This window comes from Pseudomonas karstica, assembly GCF_009707515.1.
Classification (GTDB): domain Bacteria; phylum Pseudomonadota; class Gammaproteobacteria; order Pseudomonadales; family Pseudomonadaceae; genus Aquipseudomonas; species Aquipseudomonas karstica.
In genome coordinates this window covers 1-23499 of the sequence record NZ_WLYI01000029.1, presented here as the reverse complement: position 1 = coordinate 23499, position 23499 = coordinate 1, and the positions used below count along the sequence as shown (strand labels likewise).

Annotated in this window: 18 protein-coding genes; 8 read left to right on the top strand and 10 right to left on the bottom strand. The window is 59.9% G+C overall.

The window, feature by feature from the left end:
• Window positions 1–26 precede the first annotated feature (26 nt).
• From purH to GIR22_RS19720, 3 genes are all read left to right on the top strand, one after another.
• Window positions 27–1634 (top strand): bifunctional phosphoribosylaminoimidazolecarboxamide formyltransferase/IMP cyclohydrolase, encoded by a 1608-nt coding sequence (gene purH / locus GIR22_RS19730; protein ID WP_154744944.1) that lies wholly within the window; start codon window positions 27–29, stop codon window positions 1632–1634.
• A 150-nt stretch (window positions 1635–1784) separates the two neighbouring features.
• Window positions 1785–3077, top strand: coding sequence for a phosphoribosylamine--glycine ligase (purD, locus tag GIR22_RS19725; protein ID WP_154744943.1), 1293 nt, complete (start codon window positions 1785–1787; stop codon window positions 3075–3077).
• A 101-nt stretch (window positions 3078–3178) separates the two neighbouring features.
• Entirely contained in the window at window positions 3179–5956 is a 2778-nt protein-coding gene (locus GIR22_RS19720; protein ID WP_178122365.1) for a response regulator, read from the top strand.
• Window positions 5957–6708: 752 nt separating this feature from the next.
• Here the strand turns inward: GIR22_RS19720 and GIR22_RS19715 are convergent.
• The 8 genes from GIR22_RS19715 to GIR22_RS19680 form a co-directional block, all read right to left on the bottom strand.
• Window positions 6709–7776 (bottom strand): lipocalin-like domain-containing protein, encoded by a 1068-nt coding sequence (locus GIR22_RS19715; protein WP_154744941.1) that lies wholly within the window; start codon window positions 7774–7776, stop codon window positions 6709–6711.
• Complete coding sequence (locus tag GIR22_RS19710; protein ID WP_178122370.1) at window positions 7766–10243, bottom strand: FtsX-like permease family protein; 2478 nt, start codon at window positions 10241–10243, stop codon at window positions 7766–7768. The genes GIR22_RS19715 and GIR22_RS19710 overlap by 11 nt, the downstream gene beginning before the upstream one ends.
• 1 nt (window position 10244) lies before the next feature.
• Window positions 10245–10910: an ABC transporter ATP-binding protein gene (locus GIR22_RS19705; RefSeq protein WP_154744940.1), complete on the bottom strand. Its 666-nt coding sequence runs from the start codon at window positions 10908–10910 to the stop codon at window positions 10245–10247.
• 145 nt (window positions 10911–11055) lie between these two features.
• Complete coding sequence (locus GIR22_RS19700) at window positions 11056–11280, bottom strand: MbtH family protein (RefSeq protein WP_154744939.1); 225 nt, start codon at window positions 11278–11280, stop codon at window positions 11056–11058.
• Window positions 11281–11358: 78 nt separating this feature from the next.
• Complete coding sequence (locus tag GIR22_RS19695) at window positions 11359–12771, bottom strand: aspartate aminotransferase family protein (RefSeq protein WP_154744938.1); 1413 nt, start codon at window positions 12769–12771, stop codon at window positions 11359–11361.
• A gap of 160 nt (window positions 12772–12931) precedes the next feature.
• A complete protein-coding gene (locus GIR22_RS19690; protein WP_154744937.1) occupies window positions 12932–13705 on the bottom strand; it encodes an N-acetylmuramoyl-L-alanine amidase in 774 nt (257 codons plus the stop codon).
• Window positions 13706–13819: 114 nt separating this feature from the next.
• Entirely contained in the window at window positions 13820–15142 is a 1323-nt protein-coding gene (locus GIR22_RS19685; RefSeq protein ID WP_178122364.1) for an ATP-binding protein, read from the bottom strand.
• On the bottom strand, window positions 15139–15819 hold the full coding sequence (locus GIR22_RS19680) for a response regulator (protein ID WP_154744936.1): 681 nt from the start codon (window positions 15817–15819) through the stop codon (window positions 15139–15141). Before GIR22_RS19680 ends, GIR22_RS19685 begins: the two co-directional genes overlap by 4 nt.
• 173 nt (window positions 15820–15992) lie before the next feature.
• On the opposite strand from GIR22_RS19680, the gene dsbD reads away from it, so the two are divergent.
• The 4 genes from dsbD to GIR22_RS19660 all read left to right on the top strand — a co-directional run bounded on the left by dsbD (window position 15993) and on the right by GIR22_RS19660 (window position 20340).
• The gene (dsbD, locus tag GIR22_RS19675) at window positions 15993–17723 is read left to right on the top strand and encodes a protein-disulfide reductase DsbD (protein ID WP_154744935.1); all 1731 of its coding nucleotides are present in this window, start codon (window positions 15993–15995) and stop codon (window positions 17721–17723) included.
• Window positions 17723–18589, top strand: a complete 867-nt coding sequence (locus GIR22_RS19670) for a TlpA disulfide reductase family protein (protein WP_154744934.1) — start codon at window positions 17723–17725, stop codon at window positions 18587–18589. The genes dsbD and GIR22_RS19670 overlap by 1 nt, the downstream gene beginning before the upstream one ends.
• Window positions 18565–19326 (top strand): thiol:disulfide interchange protein DsbG, encoded by a 762-nt coding sequence (gene dsbG, locus GIR22_RS19665; RefSeq protein ID WP_154744933.1) that lies wholly within the window; start codon window positions 18565–18567, stop codon window positions 19324–19326. The genes GIR22_RS19670 and dsbG overlap by 25 nt, the downstream gene beginning before the upstream one ends.
• A gap of 471 nt (window positions 19327–19797) precedes the next feature.
• A complete protein-coding gene (locus GIR22_RS19660; protein ID WP_218581664.1) occupies window positions 19798–20340 on the top strand; it encodes a tRNA-dihydrouridine synthase in 543 nt (180 codons plus the stop codon).
• Between the two features lie 552 nt (window positions 20341–20892).
• Here the strand turns inward: GIR22_RS19660 and GIR22_RS19655 are convergent.
• Together GIR22_RS19655 and GIR22_RS19650 are read right to left on the bottom strand one after the other, a co-directional pair.
• Window positions 20893–21882: a zinc-dependent alcohol dehydrogenase family protein gene (locus GIR22_RS19655; RefSeq protein WP_154744931.1), complete on the bottom strand. Its 990-nt coding sequence runs from the start codon at window positions 21880–21882 to the stop codon at window positions 20893–20895.
• An 87-nt stretch (window positions 21883–21969) separates the two neighbouring features.
• Window positions 21970–22350, bottom strand: coding sequence for a YybH family protein (locus GIR22_RS19650; RefSeq protein ID WP_154744930.1), 381 nt, complete (start codon window positions 22348–22350; stop codon window positions 21970–21972).
• Between the two features lie 138 nt (window positions 22351–22488).
• On the opposite strand from GIR22_RS19650, the gene GIR22_RS19645 reads away from it, so the two are divergent.
• Window positions 22489–23373, top strand: coding sequence for a LysR family transcriptional regulator (locus GIR22_RS19645; protein ID WP_154744929.1), 885 nt, complete (start codon window positions 22489–22491; stop codon window positions 23371–23373).
• The last annotated feature ends 126 nt before the right edge of the window (window positions 23374–23499 follow it).

Sequence of the window (23499 nt, the reverse complement as noted above, 5' to 3'; positions counted from 1 at the left end):
CTCCTTTGCTTTTGATGGAAATTGAGATGACCGACCAGACTACCCGCCTGCCGATCCGCCGCGCCTTGATCAGCGTTTCCGACAAGACCGGGATCCTCGAATTTGCCCGGGAGCTGGAAGCTCTGGGCGTGGAAATTCTTTCCACCGGCGGGACCTTCAAATTGCTGCAGGACAACGGCGTGGCCGCAGTAGAAGTCGCGGACTACACCGGCTTTGCAGAAATGATGGACGGTCGGGTCAAGACCCTGCACCCGAAAATCCACGGTGGGATCCTCGGCCGTCGCGGTATCGACGACGCCATCATGAGCGAGCACGGTATCAAACCGATCGACCTGGTGGCCGTTAACCTCTACCCGTTCCAAGCAACGATCTCTAAACCAGGCTGCGACCTGCCGACCGCTATCGAGAATATCGATATCGGTGGCCCGACCATGGTTCGCTCGGCTGCCAAGAACCACAAGGACGTGGCCATCGTGGTCAACGCCAGCGATTACGGCTTCGTCCTGGAAAGCCTGAAGAGCGGTGGGCTGACCTACGCCCAGCGTTTCGACCTGATGCTCAAGGCCTTTGAGCACACCGCGGCCTACGACGGCATGATCGCCAACTACATGGGCACCGTGAACCAGGCCGCAGAAACCCTTTCGACCACTGACCGCAGCCAGTTCCCGCGCACCTTCAATAGCCAGTTCATCAAGGCCCAGGAAATGCGCTATGGCGAGAACCCGCACCAGAGCGCGGCGTTCTACGTGGAAGCGACGCCTGCCGAAGTCGGCATCGCCACCGCGACCCAACTGCAAGGCAAGGAACTGTCGTACAACAACGTGGCCGACACCGACGCGGCGCTGGAATGTGTGAAGAGCTTCGTCAAGCCTGCCTGCGTGATCGTCAAGCACGCCAACCCGTGCGGCGTGGCCGTGAGCCCGGACGCCGAAGGCGGAATCCGCCAGGCCTACGAACTGGCCTACGCCACCGACACCGAGTCGGCCTTCGGCGGCATCATCGCCTTCAACCGCGAACTGGATGCCGAAACCGCCAAGGCGATCGTCGAGCGTCAGTTCGTTGAAGTGATCATTGCCCCCTCCGTCAGCACCGAGGCCCGCGCCATCGTGGCAGCCAAGGCCAATGTGCGCCTGCTGGCTTGCGGCGAATGGTCGGCTGAGCGTGCCGCAGCCTGGGACTACAAGCGCGTCAACGGTGGCTTGCTGGTACAGAGCCGCGACATCGGCATGATCGGCAGCGCCGACCTGAAAGTAGTGACCAAGCGTGCACCGACCGAACAGGAAATCAACGACCTGATCTTCGCCTGGAAAGTGGCCAAGTACGTTAAATCCAACGCCATCGTCTACGCCAAGAACCGCCAGACCATCGGCGTCGGCGCGGGCCAGATGAGCCGTGTGAACTCGGCGCGCATTGCCGCGATCAAGGCTGAACATGCCGGCTTGCAGGTACAGGGCTCGGTGATGGCCTCCGATGCGTTCTTCCCGTTCCGCGATGGCCTGGACAATGCGGCCAAGGCCGGCGTTACGGCGGTGATCCAGCCAGGCGGCTCGATGCGTGATGCTGAAGTGATTGCAGCCGCTGACGAAGCCGGCATCGCCATGGTGTTCACCGGCATGCGCCACTTCCGTCACTAAACATCATGGCTTCCCCACTGTAGGAGCGAGCTCGCTCGCGAAGGTCGTCAACGATAACGCGGTAAGCCTGACACCCCGCAGTGGTCTCAGGTTTTTCGCGAGCAGGCTCGCTCCTACAGAGGAGCACAGCGTTTCTCAGAGGTTTTTGAAATGAATGTCTTAATCATTGGTAGCGGTGGCCGTGAACATGCCCTGGCCTGGAAAGTCGCCCAGGACCCTCGCGTCCAGAAAGTTTTCGTGGCACCCGGCAACGCCGGCACCGCCATTGAAGCCAAGTGCGAGAACGTCGCCATCGACGTTCTGGCCCTTGAGCAGCTTGCCGATTTTGCGCAGAAGAACGTTTCCCTGACCATCGTCGGCCCTGAAGTGCCGTTGGTGGCCGGTGTCGTCGACCTGTTCCGCAGCCGTGGCCTGGATTGCTTCGGCCCGACTGCCGGCGCCGCCCAGTTGGAAGGCTCGAAAGCCTTCACCAAGGACTTCCTGGCGCGTCACAAGATCCCGACCGCCGACTACCAGAATTTCACCGAGGTCGAGCCAGCCCTGGCTTACCTGCGTGAAAAAGGCGCACCGATCGTGATCAAGGCCGATGGCCTGGCTGCCGGTAAAGGCGTGATCGTCGCCATGACCCTGGACGAAGCCGAAGATGCCGTGCGCGACATGCTTGCCGGCAACACCTTTGGTGACGCCGGTTCGCGCGTGGTAATCGAGGAGTTCCTCGATGGCGAAGAAGCCAGCTTTATCGTCATGGTCGACGGCAAGAACGTATTGCCAATGGCCACCAGCCAGGACCACAAACGCATCGGCGACGGCGACACCGGCCCGAACACCGGCGGCATGGGTGCCTACTCCCCTGCCCCGGTGGTCACTGCTGAAGTTCACAAACGTGTGATGGATCTGGTGATCTGGCCGACCGTGCGCGGCATGGCCGATGAAGGCAATGTCTACACCGGCTTCCTGTACGCTGGCTTGATGATCGACAAGGCCGGCAACCCGAAAGTCATCGAGTTCAACTGCCGCTTTGGCGACCCCGAAACCCAACCGGTGATGTTGCGCCTGCAGTCGAGCCTGGTATTGCTGGTAGAAGCCGCCCTGGCCCAGGCCCTGGACAAGGTCGAAGCCCAGTGGGATCCGCGTCCGAGCGTCGGGATTGTGCTGGCAGCCGGCGGTTACCCTGCCGACTACGCCAAGGGCGATATGATTGAAGGCCTGGACGCAGCTGCTACGCTGGAGGGCAAAGTGTTCCACGCGGGCACCGCGCTCCAGGATGGCAAGGTCGTCACTGCCGGCGGTCGTGTATTGTGCGCCACGGCCATGGGCGCCAGCGTCGATGCCGCCCAGCAACAGGCTTACACATTGGCTGCGAAGATCGACTGGCAGGGTTGTTTCTACCGCAAGGACATCGGCTACCGCGCCATTGCCCGCGAGCGTGGCGACAATCAGTAAGCAGCTATCCGTTCGGTTAGGCAGGGGCGTTTTGCCCTTGCCCTACTATCGCGGCCCCGCGCATAGTTAAACCCATGTATTACCTACGAAGGGATTTCGCCGTGCGCTGGCTCAGGATCGCCATAGGTTTAACTGTCAGTCTACTGGTCCTGCTTTGCTTGCTCCCGGCTCAGGCCGTCGCACAAGGCAGCGGCTGGGCCGTATTGCTCGATGAACAGGCCGACCTGCAACTGAGCGATATCCGCTCGCCTCGCTACGCCAATCAATTCAGCCCCATCGAACTGGACCAGGTCACTGCCGCCGAACCGGACGGTGCGCTGTGGGTACGCTTCAAGTTACAACCCGGCAAACACGAGCAAGTGCTGCGAGTATTCGCTCCCGACCTGTTACACCTGAACCTGTATGTGCTCGACGGCAATACCTTGGTGGAACAGCAAAGTACCGGTAACCGCCAGCCCCAGGCAGAACGTCCGCTGCCCAGCAGCGACTTCATGCTCCCGATACCACAAAGCCAGAACCCCCTCGATGTCTACCTGCGCCTGGTCTCGGAACACGAGCTGCGCCCCTATATAACCCTGGAGCCAGCCGTCCTGGCCGCCGCCAACCTGAACCAGACCTTGATCTACGGCCTGTTGTTCGGTTGCCTGATGATGCTGATCCTGCATAACCTGATTCGTTACGGCTACTATCGCTCCCGCAGCAGCCTGTGGCTGGCCGCGTGCGAAGTCCTGTTGTTGCTCAGCCTGCTGCTGTTGCTCAACCTGTTGAGCTCATGGCTGCCAAACTGGCACGCGGTCCAGACGCCTGGGGCCTATCTCGCCTTGCTGCTGACAGCGCCCTGCGGGTTGATGTTTGCATACCGCTTCTTCGCGCCCCTTGGCCCGCACCCGCTGAACAAGCTGCTGATAGCGGATATCCTGCTGATCATCCTGTGTGGCTTGATGCTGTTGTTCGTCAACACCTTGCCGCTGAATATCATCACTTATGTGCTAGTGGCCCTGGCAGGCCTGAGCATGCTGTTCGTCTCGGCCTATCACTGGCAAAAAGGCTACCGGCCGGCGCGGCTGTTCATGCTGGCCATGGTGGTCTTCAACATCGGTACGCTGATCATCCTGCCAGCACTGCTGGGCCTGACACTGGTGGCGCCCCAAAGCCTGATCACCACCTTATTGGGCGTTATCTGCATCAGTGGCCTATTGATGAGCCTGGCCCTGGGCGAACGGCAACGCAGCATCACCGAAGACCGCTTCAGCCTCAGCCGTGACCTGGCGGCGAGCAACGCCGAGATCGCCGCGAAGGCCGAATTCCTGGCGAAGATCAGCCATGAAATCCGTACCCCCATGAACGGCGTGCTGGGCATGACCGAGTTGCTGCTGGGCACGCCGCTGTCGGTCAAGCAGCGCGACTATGTACAGACCATTCACAGTGCCGGGAACGAACTGCTCACGCTGATCAACGAGATTCTCGACATCTCCAAGCTCGAATCCGGGCAGATCGAGTTGGACGACGTACAGTTCGACCTCAACGCGCTGATCGAAGACTGCCTGAGTATTTTCCGCGCCAAGGCCGAACAACAGAACGTCGAGCTGATCAGTTTTATCCAGCCCCAGGTGCCACGAGTGATCAGCGGCGATCCAACGCGCCTGCGCCAGGCATTGTTGAGCCTGCTGGAAAATGCCCTGCACAAAACCGATGAAGGCGAGGTGCTGATCGTCGTAGCCCTGGATGAACGCAGTAGCAAGCCTCGCCTGCGCATTGCCGTGCAAGACAGCGGCCTGCCGATGGAAGCCACCGAGCGCGACGCCCTGCTGCACAGCGAATTGCACAGCAAGAACTTTCTCTCCGCCACCCGCTTGAGTGGTCACCTGGGATTGGTCATTGCCCGCCAGTTGATTTTGCTGATGCACGGCGAGTTTGGCATCAAGAGTGGCAACCAGCAGGGCAACACCCTGTGGTTGACCTTGCCACTGGACCCGGAACGCCTGGAACATCCGACATCGGACCTCGACGGCCCACTCAAGGATGCTCGAGTACTGGTGGTGGACGACAACGACACCTGCCGCAAGGTACTCGTGCAGCAATGTACGGCCTGGGGCCTGAATGTCAGCGCCGTACCGTCGGGCAAGGAGGCCCTGGCCCTACTACGTACCAAGGCGCACCTTCGGGACTACTTCGACGTAGTCCTGCTGGACCAGAACATGCCCGGCATGACCGGCATGCAACTGGCGGCGAAGATCAAGGAAGACCCGAGCCTGAACCACGACATTCTGCTGATCATGCTCACCGGCATCAGCAATGCCCCGAGCAAGATCATTGCACGCAATTGCGGGATCAAGCGCATCCTGGCCAAACCCGTGGCCGGCTATACCCTCAAGACGACACTGGCCGATGAACTGACCCAGCGCAGCAAGGGTGTCGCTCAGTCACGCCAACCGGCCCTCAATGCACCTGCGGCAGTGAGCGTGCCCAGCGATTTCCGCATCCTGGTAGCCGAAGACAACAGCATCTCCACCAAAGTGATCCGCGGCATGCTTGGCAAGCTCAACCTGCAACCGGATACCGCCAGCAACGGCGAGGAAGCCCTGCAAGCAATGAAGGCCCAGCGTTACGACCTGGTGCTGATGGATTGCGAGATGCCGATCCTTGACGGTTTCTCCGCTACTCGGCAATTGCGGGCCTGGGAAGTCAGCAACCAGCGTATCCGCACGCCGGTCGTGGCGCTGACGGCGCACATTCTTTCGGAACATAAAGAGCGTGCGCGCCAAGCTGGAATGGACGGGCACATGGCCAAGCCGGTGGAGCTTTCGCAACTGCGCGAGTTGGTTGAGTACTGGGTGGCGCAGCGGGAGCAAAAAACCGAGAATCTGCCGGCTTCCTGATGGTGTGATTTGGTTTCTTGTGGGGGTTGATTGGGGGTTGGGGTGCATATCCATTGCTGCGGTCACGGCGGCTTATGGTTTCGCTTTTACAGCGACTCACTTTGGAAAAGCCCCAAAGTAAGCAAAGGGCTCTTGCCCCACCACTTGGTGCCTCGCCCAGGCTCGACATGCCCTCTCTCCGGCATTACTCCGTGGGCCGCCGCGACGGGCCATCCATGGCCCAACACGGCTAAACCGGCGTCCTGCCGGTTTACCCACTGCGTAATACCTACGTTCGGCCAGCGTGGTTTAACGGGGCGCCTAGATCAAAAACAGAGCAAAAGCGAGGCGGCCTGACAGCCGACCTGATTTTTAGAACGTACGCGCTGTTGCTCTTGCCCTTACTTCCTTATTCGCTGACGAAGTCAGCACTCTCTTGATCTGGCTGTTGATCTTGATTTTGATCTAGGCGCCCCGTTAAACCACGATGGCCGGAGTCCGGCATTGATTCGGGGGCTAAACCGGCAGGACGCCGGTTTAGCCGCACTGGGCCAGGAATGGCCCATTGCGGCGGCCCCCCGAAGCGATGTCGGACTACGGGCACACCGAGCCTGAGCGAGGTGCCGAGTGGTGGGGCAAGAGCCCTTTTGGTTACTTTTGGGGCTCTTTTCCAAAAGTGACCCGCTGTAAGAGCGGAACCAATAACCGCCATCACCAAAAAAACGGATATGTCCCCAACACCAACAACCCGGCCAGCTACCCGGCCGCCAACCCTAATACCCCGTCATCTCCAAATACCCCACTCCCCCCTCAAACCGCACCGGCCCCTCCCAGTACGGAATGCTCACCTTCATCCACGCCTTCGGGTTCACCGCTTCGGTGGTGATGTCGAGCTGCTTGCCAGGCACCTTCAACGACCAGCGCACCGGAACACGGCGCCCCTCGATCTCGGTGCTGTCCAGTGGTGTAAGTTGGATATCCTGGTTGTGCAAGGTCTGGAGGCGACCGTCCTTGTCGATCCAGGTACCCGTCAGGTAGGGCCCGCCCTCTTTCTGCCGTACGCGAAACAGCATCAGGTGCGCGCCATTATCCAGGTGCAGGGAGAACCAGTCCCAGCCGGTCTGGTTGGCGGTGAGTGGCTGGCTGCTCCATTCGCGGTCGAGCCAGGCGGGGCCGCTGACCTGATAGGTTTTGCCATCGAGGATGAGGCTGCCCTTGGCCTGGAAAAATGGCTGGCTGTAGTAGTACGAGGCCTGGCCCTGGTCGGACTTGCGGCTGTAGCCGTTATCGCCCTGCAGAACCAGGGGCCGGCTGGAGGTCAGGCGCAGGTCGTAGTTGAAATGCCCATCGCCGGCCTTGAGTTGCATGTCGGTCAAGGCGCTTGCGGCGCCGGGGCGGGTGGCGAAGGTCCAGTTGTCGATCCAGGCACTGAACGGCATCGCTTGCGCACCGGCCTGCCCCACACCGCCTCGGGCGTAGCGTTCGGCGGCGTAGTGACGAGACGCCGAGGTGACGGCGGCATGGCCGAGCCAAATCGTCGAATCCCTCCAGCCCGGTTGCAGGGGCCCGGCCTTGAGGGCATTGCGAAATAACGTCCACTGCACACCGAAAGGATTGCCCTGGGCGTCCTTCAGGTTGGCGGTGACGTACCACCATTCAATGCGAAAGCCGTCGTGGGGGCCATGATCGTCAGGAAAACTGAAGGCCTTGCCGGGCACCACTTGGGCAAAATCGCCGGCCTCGCTGCCCAGTCCGGCAAAACTTTCTTCCGGCGGCGCCGGGTTATCGCAGGCGCTCACCAACAGCAGTGAAGCCGCCCACACCAGGCATTTAATCTTCATGGGCAAAGGTCCTCAATAAATCTGCCGGGCGACTGCGGTGCAACTGCCACAGCGGCCAGGCCGAGGCCAACAAAGTGGCCAGCATCGCCATCCCCAACAGCTGTGCCAACTGCCAGGGAAAAACCTGCAACGGCAAGCGCCAACCAAAAGCCTGGACGTTGATCACCGCGTCCAGGCACCAGGCCAGCAGCAAGCCCAGGGGCAAGGCTAATACCAGGGTCAATACCGCCAGCAACCAGGTTTGCCCCAGGTTGAGCAACATCAACTGACGTCGCGTCACCCCCAATGCCCACAGCGGTGCCAGTTGGCCGAGCCGGCTTTGGCTCTGGGTCAACAGGCTGATGAACAGCGCCACACCGGCTATGCCCAAGGTCAAGCTGTTGAGTGCGGCGGTGGCCGCGAAGGTGCGCTCAAAGACTTGGCTCGACCAGCCCTTGAGTTGCTGTTGATCGACAATACGGCTGTCTTCCAGGGCAAAGCGGGCTTGCAGTGCCCGCACCAGCGTCGGCACATTTTCCGGCGCAACCCGCAGGTTGAATCGGGCTGGAGACAATCCTGGCCAGTGCTGCAACAAGCGCCGGGCATTGATCAGCAGATGGCCCTTGGGGTTGCCATAGTCGGCATAAATCCCCACCACCCGGGGTGACCATGCCCCTTTGGGTGTCGGGAGACTCACCGTATCGCCCAGTTGCACCTTCAACCGACGTGCCAGTTGCTCGCTGAGCATCAATGTGTCGCCTTGCAGCAACTGCCCCCAGGGATCTCCCGCCACGGCTTGCAATAACGGCCAATGCTGGCGATAGGTGGGGTCGTCTACCACGCCGAACACCTGCGCCGGCCACCCTTGCAATTGCACCGCGACTTGCCAGGCGGGCAGCACCGTTTGCACCAGGGGTTGCTGCGCCAGCCACAGTTGCAGTTGTTCGGCCTGGGCCGGGTTTTGCGGATTTAGGTACAGTTCGGCGGTCAAGCGTTGCTCCAGCCAGTTGCTGAAGGTCTGGCGAAAGCCCGAGGTCATGGAGCCGGCACCGATATTGGCAGCCAATGCCAACAGCAAAGCCATCAGCGCCAAGCTCAACGCCGGCAACTGTTGACGACAGTCGGCGAGAAACCACTGGCCCAGTACCGAACGGCTACGGCCCAACACCGCCTTGAGCAAACCGCTGAGCAGTACCGGCAGCCCGAGGGCGGCCCCCAGCAGTAAGGCGGCCATCAGGATGAAACCGCTGACCAGGCTATCGCCCAGCCAGAGCGCCAACAACGCGACCAGCAAGGCGGCCGCGGCGACCCAACCCTGGCGGTACAACCAGCGCCCGTATGCCTGGTGCCATGCTTGGGCGTTAGCCAGCGCCAACAACGGCAGTCGCGCCGCCCGCCACAGGCTGCTGGCCCCGGCAAGCAGGGCCCCCAGCAAGCTCAACCCCAGGCCACTGGCCCACCATAACGGGCTCAGGCTCAGTTGCCCGGCCACTTCGGCGCCATACAGGCCCCGCAGGCTGGCGGCCACATCCGGCAGCAACAGGCTGGCCAGCAGATAACCACTGGCTACCCCGGCCAACCCGCCCACCAAGGCCAACCCACCCAGTTCGAGACTCAGGCTGAAGATCAGCGCCCGCGCACTGACCCCACAGGCACGTAATGTGCGCAACAGCCCACGACGCTGTTCCAGGGCCAGGCCGATGGCGGCGTGGACAATAAACAACCCCACTACAAACGACAGAAAGCCCAGGGCATCGAGGTTCAGGTGAAAGCTTTCAGTCAGGCGCGCGAGGTTGTTGTCCTCGCCAGCCTTGAGTTGCAGTTGCCCGCTGACCTCTGCCGGCAAGGCGGGATGAGCCGCCGCAAAGGCCTTGTCCAGTAACAGCCGCGACAGTCGTTGTGGCATGTCCAGCAGTGGTTGGGCGAAGCCAATGTCGGTCAACAGCAAGCCGGGGGCCATGCCAGGCTGCGCATGCAACGGTGGCAGGGCTTGACCGCTGATGGTCAGAGGCTGCGCGCCCGCTTGCAGACCTAACGCCTGCAAGGTCTGGGGCGCGATCCAGGTACGACCCGGCGGGTTGAAGAAGGCAACCATCTGCTCCCGCTTCAGGGTTTGCCCGGCAACCGATCCGCCTCCGGGCAGCGACACCGGTTCGATGCCCATCAGTTGCAACCGCTGGTCTTCATGGCCCCTGAGGATCACGCGGCCCTGCACCACCGGCGAAACCGGCCACCCGGCACGGCGCAGGGTGACAAAAAGCGTCTGTGAAAAACTCGAGCCATCTGGCGCCGCAAGGCTGGCCTGGGGCTCGCCGCCAATCAGTTGGCTGGCCCGGGCATAGCTGTCCCGCGCTTGACTGTTGAGGGCCTGCACCCCGGTCAACAACGCAGTGGCCAGCCACAGGCCGGTCAACACGCTGAAAAACTGCACCGGGTGCCGACGCCAATGGCTGAGCAGCGCCCGTAACGTCCAATAAATGACCCGCACCTTAGGCCTGCGCCGCGAGTACATGGCCACGCTGCAGCACCATCTGCCGGTCCAGGCGCGCCGCGATGCGGGGGCTGTGGGTGACCATCAACAAACTGGTGGAGCTGTCGTGCAACAAGTCCAACAGCAATTGCAGGACTTCGTCGCTGGTGGCTTCATCGAGATTGCCGGTGGGCTCATCCGCCAACAGCAACCCCGGCCGGGATGCCAATGCTCGTCCTACCGCCACCCGCTGCTGTTGGCCACCAGAGAGTTGTTCGGGGTAACGCTGGAGTAAATCCCCCAGGCCCAGGCGCTCCACCAATCGGGCCTGCCACACCGGATCAAAACGCCCCGCCAGGCGCGCCTGGAACGCCAGGTTGTCTTCAACTCGCAGGCTCCCGATCAAGTTGAACTGCTGGAACACCAGGCCTATTTCGGTACGTCGCCAGTGAGCCAGCTGCGACTCGCTCATCCGGTCCAGGCGCTGCTCGCCGACCTGAATAGTGCCTTGGTCCACTTGGTCGAGCCCGGCCACGAGGTGCAATAACGTGCTTTTGCCACTTCCGGACTCACCCATCAGCGCAAGGCTCTCGCGCGCCCCCAGGTTGAGGTCGACCCCCGCCAAAACCACCAATGGCCCCGAAGGCGTGCTGTAGCTTTTGAAAACACCTTGCACCTGCAGCATCTGAGCACCCACCTGCATTGGACTGAAGGCAGAGAATAACGGCTGCCATCTTTTTATGTCACAACACAGGGCCAGAAGAGAGTTTTCTGAACCGTCGCAGTTTTTTCATACTCACTTCACTGGCCGCCACGAATGGCCAACTGAATCAGCCCGCCACCGCCTGGCTATCCATCTTTTGACGCAAGCTCAACGGCCGCATATCGGTCCATACCTCTTCGATATAGGCCAGGCACTCTTTTTTCATTCCGCTCTTGCCCACGGTGCGCCAGCCCTGTGGCACAGCCTTATAGTCCGGCCAGATGGAATATTGCTCTTCATGGTTGACCACCACTTGAAAGAGGATGTCTTCGCGGTCAAATACTGAGGTCATTGCTGTTCTCCGTTGCTGTAAGGCTCGCTGCGCTCCACGCGCAGCACTGATGTAAGAACGTAGCGCGCCCGCTAAAAATTAGAGGCTGGCCACTGCGGCAGCCAGGGCACGACCAAAAATCTGTGCCACCCGATCGACTTCCGCTGCGGTGATTACCAGGGGCGGCAAGAAGCGCACCACGGCGCCATGGCGCCCGCCCAGTTCAAGAATCAAGCCGCGTTTGAGGCACTCGCGCTGCACCAACGGCGCCAATTGACGGTGAACCGGAGGGTGGCCCTGAGCGTCCGGCATCCCCCTTGGATCGACCAACTCCACACCGAGCATCAGGCCACGACCGCGAATGTCCCCCAATTGCGCAAAATCGCGCTGCAGGATGCGCAGGTGTTCACTCAGGCGCTCACCCATGGCCGCCGCGTGGGCCGGGATGTCGTGGTCCTTGAGGTAGCGCATCACTGCCGAGCCCGCAGCCATGGCCATCTGATTGCCACGGAACGTGCCGGCGTGAGCCCCCGGCAACCAGGTGTCGAGCCATTCGCGATACACCACCACCGCCAACGGCAGGCTGCCGCCAATGGCCTTGGACAGCACCACCACGTCCGGGACAATGTCGGCGTGCTCGAAGGCAAACATTTTGCCGGTGCGACCGAAACCACTCTGTATTTCATCGACGATCAGCGCCACGCCCGCCTGCGCGGTGATCCGGCGCAGGCCCCGCAGCCAGTCAAGGTCGGCCGGGATCACGCCGCCCTCGCCCTGGACCACTTCGACGATCACCGCCGCCGGCAACAAGACCCCAGCCTCAGGGTCATTGAGCAGGTTTTCCAGGTAGTGCAGGTTGACCTTGACCCCCTCTGCCCCGCCCAGGCCGAACGGGCAGCGATAGTCATAGGGAAACGGCAGGAATTGCACGCCATTGGCCAGCAGCGCACCCAAAGGCTTTTTCGGCCCCAGGCTGCCCATCAGGCTCAACGCACCCTGGCTCATGCCGTGATAACCGCCCTGGAACGACAGCACGGTGCTACGGCCGGTGGCGGTACGTACCAATTTCAGCGCAGCTTCCACGGCGTCGGTGCCGGTAGGGCCACAGAACTGAATCTTCGCCTCACGGGCCAACTCCATCGGTAGCAGGCCGAACAGGTCCTGGACAAATTGATCCTTGACCGGCGTGGTCAGGTCCAAGGTGTGCAGCGGCAATTCATCGCTCAAGACCTGGCGGATCGCTTCGATCACCACCGGATGGTTATGCCCCAGCGCCAAAGTACCAGCGCCGGCCAGGCAATCGATAAAGCTGCGACCCTCAACGTCTTCGACATAAATGCCGCGTGCCCGCTTGAGGGCCAAGGGGATCCGCCGCGGATAGCTACGGGCGTTGGACTCCTGCTGACGCTGGCGGGCCAGCAGCGGTGTTTCATCGAACTGGTACAGCGTTTCCAGCGGGTCCGGGTTGACCGGAACCGGCGAATCTTCGATACGGCTGGTAGCGACTGACATCTCTCGATCCCTCAATACGCTGATAATGGTGACCAAACTGCCCATCCGTTGGCGTCTGGCCCAAAGGCAGGCGCACGGATTTCCTGTTCTGGAAACGCATCAGCGAGGGGAGGATTTACACCCAGCGCATTAAAAACAACGCGATACCCGTAGCCACTGATTATTCGGCGGCGCAGGAGTACTTTTCATTCAGCGCATAAAGAATTGCGCACGTCTCGCTGTCCATCTGCCCACGATAATCGTCGGGCCGAAAGTGCATCTGGAACGCCCTGATCCGCTGATTGAACGCCTGGTGACTTTTCGCCGGGGCATAGCCATAGCGCTGGAACGCCCTTTCGATCTCCACTTCCGGCGGCAGGCCCATGGAAAACCTGCGCTGGTAAACCGCCTGGGTGACTTCATCGAACCAGGCACCCACCCCGTTCACAAACAACTGGTGCCAAGGCAGACGTGGGCCAGGATCACTTTTGCGCCAATACGCCACATCCGAATGACCCAGGATATCGGTGGGGCCAATCTGCGGGTAACGCCTCTGGATGTCGCGGACCAACGCAATCAGTACATTGACCTGCTCCTGGCCGTAGGCAGGAAAGGTGAAGACACCGGCGTCATCACGGGCCAGGTTGACGACTTCGATGCCAATGGAGCGACTGTTGAGATTGTCGCGACCGGCCCACTGGCTCGCGCCGGCATGCCAGGCGCGGTGCTGCTCGCCCACCAGATGCAATACCCGCAGCTCGTCATAACCGGCGGCGCGGTAACTGCATTCATCAGGGTCGGGCAGCAGATAGTGAGCGCTGACTCCACCCCGGGTCAGCGTTCGCAAAGAACTGTCGAAGGGTGCAGCGGTGTAATGCACGATGACCTGGCGCACGCTTTCGCCATCACGCTCATTGAAATTTTTTGCAGAATAAGTGGTGTCGATAACCAACATGAAGAGCTGTCCTTTTCAAGACAGGCCGAATCATTCAGCCTGTAAGCCGTTTACCGTCATCCTGAAGCGTTCAGCCTCAAGATGGCGGTAACTATTTGGCTTTTGAAAGACAGGTCAACGGCGCAATGGCATACCCAGGTCAACCCGCAGGCCATCAGCCTGGCTGTCGAACTTCAAGGAACACGAGCAGCGTTGCACGATGGCTTGGACGATGGCCAGGCCCAGGCCGCAACCGGCGCTGTTGCCATTGCGCCAGAAGCGTTGGGTCAGGTGTTGCAGGTCCTCACTGGAGATCGGCGCACCGTGATCCCGCACGCGGAAGACCACACTGTTGGCGCCAGTCAAGACGCTCAGTTCTACCCGGGTATCTGCCGGGGTATGGCGCAAAGCGTTGTCCAGCAGGTTACGCAAGGCTGCGACGGCCAGGCCCACCGGCATTTCCAGCGGAGTCTCGAGCAGGCTGTCCGGCAGGATAAGGTCGATGCGCGAATTATCACCAGCATTGGCGTCCTGAATTGCCAACCGCGCCACTTGCTCGGCGCTCGACTGCACACCGTCGTCAAACGACAGGCTACCCTCGACGCGAGCCAGCAACAGCAGTTGCTCAAGGGTGCGATGCAGACGATCGGCGCCCTCCTCGGCATGGGCCAGGGACTGGTCACGGGCGGCGCCTTCGGTCATGCGCGCCACTTGCAAGTGGGTCTTGATCGCCGTCAGCGGGCTGCGCAACTCATGGGCAGCATCACCGGTCAGGCGCCGTTCGCGCTCGATGGTCTTGGCGATGCGCTGCAGCAACTGGTTCTGGGTATCGAGCAGCGGCTTTAATTCGCTGGGCAGCGGGTGGATCTGCAATGGCTCAAGGGAGTCGGCGCTGCGACGCATCAAGGCATCACGCATGCGGTTAAGTGGCACCAGGCTCTGGCCAATGCCCAGCCACAGCAGGCACAGGCAACCCAACAGGGCAACGCCCACTGGCACCGACGCGGCCAACAGGATCGACAGGTTCAAGGCCTCCCGCTCCACCTGGCGGTCGGCAGTGGTGATAAACAGGTCGCCACGGGCCAAGGTGAAACTGCGCCAACTCGTGCCGTCGATCATCTGATCGCGAAAGCCGCTCTGGTGGCTCTCCAGCCCCTCGTCCGGGGTGGTGTGGCTGCGGGCGAGGATTTCTCCGCGCAGGGAGCTGACCTGACATGCCATGCCGCCAGGAATATCCAGCTGTTCAGCGCTGAAGTGGGTGCCCTCACCCTTGGCGGACAGGCTCGGCAACTGCTCCATCAGCCCGGCGACCATGCGCGCCGAAGCCACCAGCCGCTGATCCAGGGAGAACATCATCTGGTTGCGCAAGTCGTTAAGCATCCAGGCCGCCGCCAGCGCCCAGATCAGCACAAAGGCAGCGCCCAGCTTGAAGGTCAGGCGCAGGCGCAGGCTCGTCACGAAACGTCCTCTCCACCATCAGCCGGCCCCAGGCGATAGCCCAGGCCGCGCACGGTTTCGACGATGCCATTCCCCAACTTGCGGCGCAGGTGGTGGATATGGACGTTCAGGGCGTTGCTTTCCAACTCGTCGCTCAAGCCGTAGACGCTGTCTTTCAATTGTTCGCTGGAAAGCACCCGGCCAGGGTTATGCAGCAAGGCCTGCAACAGTGCCTGTTCGCGGCGGGACAGGTCCACCGGCTGGCCGCCCAGCAGGGTTTCCCGGCTGCTGGGGTTATAGGTCAGCCGGCCATGTTCAATCAGGTTGACACTGCGCCCAGCCATACGACGGAGCAACGTCTGCAAACGCGCGGCCAACTCCCGCAAGTCGAAAGGTTTGAGCAGGTAATCGTCAGCGCCGGCTTGCAGGCCATCGACCCGGTTGGTCACCGAGTCCCGTGCCGTGAGGATCAGCACCGGGATTTCCAGGCCCAGGCTGCGCTGTTGCTGCAGCAACTTCAGGCCGTCCTCATCCGGCAAGCCGAGGTCAAGCACCATGATGTCGAACTCCGCCACCTTGAGCATTGCCCGCGCCGCAGCGGCCGTCGCGACGCGTTCGACCGTAAAGCCTTGAGCGCCAAGACCGGCAACAATGCCGCTGGCGATCAGCTCATCGTCTTCACAGACCAGTACATGCATGGTTTGCCCTTCGCAAAAATGAAGCTGATTAAAAGGTCTCCAGATTAAGCGCGGATTATGCCGCCAAAAGGTGCAAACTCGGACAATCCTTACGTACTAGAATAGCCCGGTTAATCATCGGTTAATCAACGCCACGCATTGTGCGCCCACTTGCATCGAACTAAGGCTTGACCATGCGGCATCTGTTTCTCTTCCTGCTGGTATTGTTCACTGGATTCGCCCAGGCCGCACCTGGCAATAATCCCTTTGAAACCAAACCCGATTTCCTCCCGGTGGGCAAAGCCTTCACCTTTACTTCCGAGCGCCTGGCTTCTGGGGAAACCCAACTGTATTGGCAGATTGCCGATGGTTATTACCTGTACCAGCAGCGCATGAAGTTCGAGGGCCTGGCCGAAAAGCCAGTGCTGCCGGAAGGTGAAGCCCACAGCGACGAGTTCTTTGGCGAACAGCAAGTCTACCGCCAGGGTCTGGAAGTGAAGATTCCCGCAGGTGCCACCGGCCAGGTCAAGCTGGGCTGGCAGGGCTGCGCCGATGCAGGCCTGTGTTACCCACCGCAATCGATCACCGTGGACCTGGGCGGCAATCCGGTCGTCGCGGCCACAGCCCAGGCCCAGGACCAGAGCCTGGCCAGCGGCCTGCAACAACGCAGCCTGGGCTGGAGCCTGCTGGTGTTCTTCGGCTTGGGCCTGTTGCTGGCCTTTGCGCCGTGTTCCTTGCCAATGCTGCCAATCCTTGCCGGCCTGGTGGTAGGCAGTGGCGCCAGCCCTCGGCGCGGCTTTGCCCTGGCCGCCAGCTATGTGGTGTGCATGGCGCTGGTCTATGCCGCACTGGGGGTTCTGGCTGCGTTGCTGGGGGGCAACCTCGCCGCCCTGTTGCAAACCCCATGGATTCTCGGCAGCTTTGCCGCGCTGTTTGTGATTCTCGCCCTGCCAATGTTCGGCTTCTTTGAATTGCAATTGCCGACATTCCTGCGCGATCGCCTGGACAACGTCAGCCGCCAGCAAAACGGCGGCAGCCTGATTGGTGCCGGTATTCTCGGGGCCTTGTCCGGCCTGCTGGTCGGCCCGTGCATGACCGCCCCCCTGGCCGGCGCCCTGCTGTATATCGCCCAGAGCGGCAACGCGCTGCACGGCGGCTTGATTCTGTTTGCCATGGGTATCGGCATCGGTGTGCCGCTGTTGCTGCTGGTGACCGTGGGCAATCGTTTCCTGCCCAAGCCGGGCACCTGGATGAACGTGCTCAAGGGCATCTTCGGCTTCCTGTTCCTCGCTACCGCCGTGCTGATGATTCGCCCCGTGGTGGGTGAAAGCCTGTGGCTCGGTTTGTGGGGCGTGCTGGCTCTCGCCATGGCCTATTGTGGCTGGCGCCTGGCCCAGGACTTTGGACGCACCGCCATGTTGTCGGGCGCCGGAGCCCTGGTACTCGGCATATGGGGCACCGTGTTAATTGTCGGTGCGGCAGGTGGCAGCGATGACCTGTGGCAGCCGCTCAAGGTCTACAGTGGCTCGCAGATCGCCAGCGCACCGAGCGCCCACGACTCGTTCACCACGATCAGCGACCCGGCGGTACTACAAAGCCAGCTCGACAGCGCCAAGGCCCAGGGCCAGTGGGTATTGCTGGACTACTACGCCGACTGGTGCGTGTCGTGCAAGATCATGGAAAAACAAGTGTTCGGCAAACCTGAAGTGATGGACGCCCTCAAGGACGTGCGCCTGCTGCGCCTTGACGTCACCGCCGACAACGCCGCCAGCCGCGAATTGCTGGGCCGCTATAAAGTACCCGGCCCTCCCAGCTTCGTCTGGATCGGCCCCAACGGTGAAGAACGCCGCGCCCAGCGCATCACCGGTGAAGTCAACGCCCAGGCGTTCCTGCAACGCTGGGCCCAGACCCGGGACGCCCTCTGATGCTGACCTTCACCATCGGCACCTTCGCCATCGCCTTGAACCACCTGCTACTGATCAGCGCGCTGATCCTCGCCACCCTGGTGGGTTGGCGCGTGGCCAAGCGCGGCGGCGAGAACCCGGAGTCGGTGCTGTTCACGCTGTTCCTGCTGGGCATGCTCAGCGCCCGGATCAGTTTTGTGGTGATGTACTGGGCCTACTACCGTAACGACCCACTGCAAATGATCGACCTGCGGGACGGCGGCTTTCTCGCCTGGCCCGGCGTCATCGCCCTGAGCCTCGGTACCGTGCTGTATGGCTGGCGCCGCCCGCTGCTGCGCAAACCCTTGAGTGCGGGCGTGATCACCGGCCTGGTCTTCTGGGCCCTGACCAGCTTCTCACTGAATATTTATGAAAAAGGCACCCGCCTGCCTGAAATCACCTTGCGCAACGCCAATGGCGAAACCGTGCAACTGACCGACTACCAGGGCGGCCCCTTGGTGATCAACCTCTGGGCCACCTGGTGCCCACCGTGCCGCCGGGAAATGCCGGTACTGGAAAATGCCCAAATGCAACGGCCCGACGTGACCTTCCTGTTCGTCAACCAGGCCGAAAGCATGCAAAGCGTCAGCACTTACCTGGCGACCCAGGGCCTGAACCTGGACAACGTACTGTTCGACGCCAGCGGCCGCCTGGGCCAGGCCGTGGGCTCCATGGCCTTGCCCACCACTCTGTTTTATCAACCCGATGGACGTCTGATCAACAGTCACCTGGGCGAACTCTCCCAGGCCAGCCTGGCCCGCGCCATGGAGTACTTCGAGACCGACTCCACCTCCGCCAAGCCGACGCCAACAAGGAAACCCTTATGCCCCGCCTCCGCCACCTGCTGACCCTGCTGCCCCTGACCCTCGTCGCCACACAAGCCTTGGCCGAAGACTGGCCGGCGCCGATCAAACAGATCGAGGCCAAGGGCGCCAAGATCATCGGCAGCTTCGACGCCCCCAGCGGCCTCAAGGGCTACGCCGCAAAGTACCAGAACCGTGGCATGGCACTGTACTTGACCGCCGACGGCAAAAGCGTCATCGCCGGCAACCTGTACGACGCTGATGGCAATGACCTGAGCACCGCGCCCCTGGAAAAACTGGTGTACGCGCCGATGGCCAAGGAGGTCTGGGCCAAGATGGACCAGAGCAACTGGATCCAGGATGGCAACAAGGACGCACCACGCACCGTCTACCTGTTCAGCGACCCCAACTGCCCGTACTGCAACATGTTCTGGGAACAGGCCCGGCCCTGGGTAAAAGCTGGCAAGGTGCAGTTGCGGCACATCATGGTGGGGATTATTCGTGAGGACAGCCCAGGCAAATCTGCCGCGCTGCTGGCCAGTAAAGACGCACCGAAAGCCCTGGAAGCCCACGAAGCCGCCGGCAAAGGCAGCAAGCTCAAGGCATTGGACAAGATCCCTGCGGATATCCAGGCCAAGCTCGATGCCAATATGAAGTTGATGGAAGAGTTGGAGTTGTCGGCGACTCCGGCGATTTTCTATCTGGACGACAAGGGGCAATTGCAGCAACAGCAAGGTGCGCCGTCGCCGGATAAGTTGGTGCAGATTCTTGGGCCGAAATAGGTTGTTGTTGGGGGTATATCCGTTGCTGCGGTAACGGCCACTGATGGTTTACCCCCCCGAATCAATGCCGGACTCCGGCTATCGTGATTTAACGGGCGCCTCAGATCAAAATCAAAAGCACGGCGGTCTGACAGACGACCTGATTTTGTGAATGCATTCCCCCTGTAGGAGCGAGCTTGCTCGCGAAAAACCTGAGGACGCCTCGGGGTACCCGATTTCCCGCGTCATCGTTAACGACCTTCGCGAGCAAGCTCGCTCCTACAGAAAACAGCTCTGCTCTGGCTTTTGACTATGGCCTTGATCTTAGGCGCTTCGTTAAACCACGATGGCTGAACGGAGTAATGTCTGCGTTCGGGCATGCCGGCAAGTGGCGGGCCCCATATTGATTTCAGACACGCAACTTCCCTTCGGGGAGCTTCGGCTAAATGGTTAGCAGCTCTTCCTCTGGCGCGTCCAGGAATACCTTTACCCGTGTCGGTGCATAAAGCCGGGTACGGTAAAGGTACTTACGCCATGCCGGTCGAAATCACCGATGCTGAAATCGAAGTCGTAACGGTGGTCAAAAAGAAAGTTGGCCACAAGGTCCCTGTGGGAGTCCGTATTTCTCAGGGTAAGGTCAACGACTTCAAGAACAAATGGCCGGGTGGGGAGGCAGACGCTCAAGTCATCTTCAGAGCGCTCGCTAAAGCTGAAGTCGACTTTATCCATGTCACCGAATTCGAGGCATGGCAGCCGGCTTTTGAGGGTGGACAAGACAACCTGATTGCCCTGGCTCGAAAATACGCCCCTGGCATCAGGATTATCGGGAATGGCAGTCTGCATAAGCTGGAAAGAGCCATCGACGCGCTTGATTCTGGAGCAGATTTTGTGTTCCTTGGACGAGGTGCTCTGAGTAACCCCGATCTTCCTGCTATCTTTGCTGCGAAACGCATGCCCAGAGAATTCGATGACGCAATTCTGAAACCCATTGCTGATATCAAGGCGTCTGAATTGGAGTTTCAACCAACAGACTGATAATGGCGCTCATTGAAAGGAAGGCGGCATTAACAGCGCCGTCTTCCTGACTCTCACACGAGCTAAGTAGTCAGTTTTCGAAGCCTGTTGATCTGTGTACACAGAAGCTAGCGCTTGATTGGCCTGGCAGACGACTAGTTATAGACGCGCCAGCCATGGCCCTGTAACCAAACCCACACGAACGTTGCCCAAGCCCAACTCTTTGAGTGTCGCCGCTACCTTCCCGGGGACGAAACCGTTTGCCGAGCGGACATCCTGGACGGCCACTACACCGCGCGGGATCACAGGTGATTCGATAATGAGGATCGCCTCGCCTGTGGCCGAGATAAATCAGATTGTTCGCGATATCGACTGTACCGCCGCCTTTCCCCATACCACAAGCGCCTCAACGCCACTTGTCTTGGCGATGGTTTGTAAGAGAAATGCCCCTCATAAACGCGTTCGCGTTGAAGCGATTGAACACCCCAAGGTAAATGTGCTCGAAACTCATCTTGCCCGTCGCCATTGATTGGAAGTGCAGCACCAGCTCGTCGGGACAGTTAAAAAGCTGCATCAGACCGTCACCACAACCTTTCCGATATGTCCATTCGACTCCAGAAAACGATGGGCATCTTGAATTTGATCTAGAGGAAACGTCTTGGCTATCAACGGCGACAGTTCCCCGGAACTCAGACCTTCAAGAATGAAGGTTTTGGCGCGCTCCAATATCGCGTCATCAGTGACGACTTCGGTATAGAGAAAACCCTTGAGGGTGAGACTTTTGCCCAATACGGTGAACAGCGGAAAAGGTGTCGGCTCAGAGCTGAGTGCACCGTATTCAAGTAAGATGCCGCCGCGAGCCATACTTTGTGTTAGCGCTTCAAAAGAGGGGCCGCCAATCGGATCAAACACCACACGAGCACCAAGACCGTCACTGATTTTCAATACCTCGGCAGCCAAGTCCTGTTCCTCGCTGGCAATTACATGATCTGCACCGGCCTCGATCAAGGCTTGTCGCTTAGCGCTGGTACGTGTAACGGCAATGCTGGTAGCACCTACCTTGCGAGCGAGTTGGATTGCTGCCAAGCCGACGCTACTCGAAGCGGCAGTCACGATAATGAAATCGCCCTTGCTGAGCTTCGCCTGTTCTATCAATGCGCCATAAGCCGTTACGTATTGCATCCATACCGCAGCAGCCTGCTCGAAGGACAGCGACTCAGGGTGCTTGACGGTTAGTCTTGCTGGTATGTTCGCCACTTCTCCATAGGTACCCCAGCGTGCGATGTCGAGCGGGGGGATCAGGCTGACTACGTCGCCGGGTTGGAAGTTTTTAACGTCACTACCCACGGCTAGCACGATGCCAGCTGCTTCGTAGCCCAAGCGACTTGGAAAATGGGCTTCTTGGAGGTAGGCATGATTTCGGAACATCACTTCTGCGCGATTTAAGCCAATAGCTTTGACATCAATCTGAACCTCATCGGCTGCAGGTGCCGGTACGGGCACATCCTCAAGCGTCAGGACACTAGCGTCGCCATAAGTGTGGATACGGACAGTACGAGCCATGTAGTTTCTCCCCATGAAAGATTTAAAGCCGAATGCCACGGTATTCGGCTGACGGTTTTATAAGTTCAAGTCTTCAATAATTTAGACTCAGTCAGCGCCGTGCGGGTGATCAATCACGAATTTCCAGGTGCCATCTGGCTGTCGGCGAACTACCTCTACGTTCTTGCCCTCAAGCTTCAGCGGGTTGCCTTGGAGATCTCTGGCAATTGCTGACCAGCTACCACGCAACAGAGCAAGATCCTGTTCAGCATTGAGAAAAGCCGTGAGCTCAGTGGTGAACGTGGGCTCTTCCAGCCCCATCCAACCTCGCAAGGTTTCACGAATTGCAGCCTGGCCTACCACAGCTTCGCCGGAGTCGATGATAAAGGTTGCGTTGTCTTCATATAGAGCGACAGCGGCTTCGAGATCCTTGTCTCTGATAGCTTGAAAAATGAGCAGATCGCAGTCTTCAGGTTTAAGCGCGGCCATAATGTGGTCCTAAATATTGGTGAACTGAGAAAGCTTGTCTTGATGACATGCGAGGATATTGAAGTGCTCCAAATTAGGGATTGGGTGCGTTGGGATAAATGGTTAGGATGGCTCCACACTCCAAACAGAAAGTTTCCAATGGATCGCTTCACTACGATGGCAACGTTCGTCAAGGCTGTGGAGTTGGGCTCATTTAGTGCTGCGGCTGATGATCTAAATATGTCCCCTCAGCTAGTGGGTAAGCAGGTCAAGGCTCTTGAGCAGCACCTGGGCGTACGGCTGCTTACGCGCACGACTCGCAAACAAAGCCTGACTGACTTCGGCCAGCAATTTTACGAACGCGCCAAGGTCATCTTGGCCGAAGTTGAAGAAGCTGAAAATCTGGCAGCTGAGACCCGCGCTGTCCCAAGTGGCCGATTGCGAATAAATGCGTCAGTTACTTTTGGAGAACGAACGCTGGCGCCACGCTTACTGGAGTACATGGCCAAGTACCCTGGCGTGTCGGTAAATCTCACGCTTTCCAACCGACTGGCTGATTTGGTTGAGGAAGGCTATGACGTAGTGTTTCGCATCGGCGAACTGGGTGACAGCGGGCTCAAGGCGCGCTACCTGGGTCCTTACGAATTGATACTTTGTGCATCACCCCAGTACCTGGCAGCTCGTGGCCCCATTTCCTCCCTGTGGGATTTGCAGCAACATGAGTGCCTTGGTTTTGCATACTCTGATGGTCGCAACGAATGGAGTTTCGAGGGGCCTGAAGGGCGTGTTGACGTGCCTATTTCCAGTCGATTCATGGTTAATCAAAGTGAACCATTACTGCTTGCTGCGTTGGCCGGATTGGGGTTGATACTGCAGCCCTCGGAACTGGTCGAGGAGGCGTTGAAGCAAGGCACGCTCGTACGTGTGCTCACTGACTACCGAACACCATCACCACCGATCAGTATGTTGTATGCCCCTGATCGGCGGATCACGCCAAAGTTGCGCAGTTTTCTGGACTTTTGTGTCCAGGCGTTTGGTCGGTAACGTGTGTGAGTGCAATTTTATCGCTGCGAAGGGGACTTTCGTAAGCGCCAACGTATCCGGTGACTACTGGGTATGGGGCCGAAGGGGCAGTGGTTTGGAGTGACGACCCTATGATATAGGCACCGT

Excerpts from the sequence above, each read along its gene's own strand:
- purH (WP_154744944.1), top strand. The coding sequence starts at position 27 with ATGACCGACCAGACTACCCGCCTGCCGATCCGCCGCGCCTTGATCAGC.
- purD (WP_154744943.1), top strand. The coding sequence starts at position 1,785 with ATGAATGTCTTAATCATTGGTAGCGGTGGCCGTGAACATGCCCTGGCC.
- GIR22_RS19715 (WP_154744941.1), bottom strand. The coding sequence starts at position 7,776 with ATGAAGATTAAATGCCTGGTGTGGGCGGCTTCACTGCTGTTGGTGAGC.
- GIR22_RS19705 (WP_154744940.1), bottom strand. The coding sequence starts at position 10,910 with ATGCTGCAGGTGCAAGGTGTTTTCAAAAGCTACAGCACGCCTTCGGGG.
- GIR22_RS19700 (WP_154744939.1), bottom strand. The coding sequence starts at position 11,280 with ATGACCTCAGTATTTGACCGCGAAGACATCCTCTTTCAAGTGGTGGTC.
- GIR22_RS19695 (WP_154744938.1), bottom strand. The coding sequence starts at position 12,771 with ATGTCAGTCGCTACCAGCCGTATCGAAGATTCGCCGGTTCCGGTCAAC.
- GIR22_RS19690 (WP_154744937.1), bottom strand. The coding sequence starts at position 13,705 with ATGTTGGTTATCGACACCACTTATTCTGCAAAAAATTTCAATGAGCGT.
- GIR22_RS19680 (WP_154744936.1), bottom strand. The coding sequence starts at position 15,819 with ATGCATGTACTGGTCTGTGAAGACGATGAGCTGATCGCCAGCGGCATT.
- dsbD (WP_154744935.1), top strand. The coding sequence starts at position 15,993 with ATGCGGCATCTGTTTCTCTTCCTGCTGGTATTGTTCACTGGATTCGCC.
- GIR22_RS19670 (WP_154744934.1), top strand. The coding sequence starts at position 17,723 with ATGCTGACCTTCACCATCGGCACCTTCGCCATCGCCTTGAACCACCTG.
- dsbG (WP_154744933.1), top strand. The coding sequence starts at position 18,565 with ATGCCCCGCCTCCGCCACCTGCTGACCCTGCTGCCCCTGACCCTCGTC.
- GIR22_RS19655 (WP_154744931.1), bottom strand. The coding sequence starts at position 21,882 with ATGGCTCGTACTGTCCGTATCCACACTTATGGCGACGCTAGTGTCCTG.
- GIR22_RS19650 (WP_154744930.1), bottom strand. The coding sequence starts at position 22,350 with ATGGCCGCGCTTAAACCTGAAGACTGCGATCTGCTCATTTTTCAAGCT.
- GIR22_RS19645 (WP_154744929.1), top strand. The coding sequence starts at position 22,489 with ATGGATCGCTTCACTACGATGGCAACGTTCGTCAAGGCTGTGGAGTTG.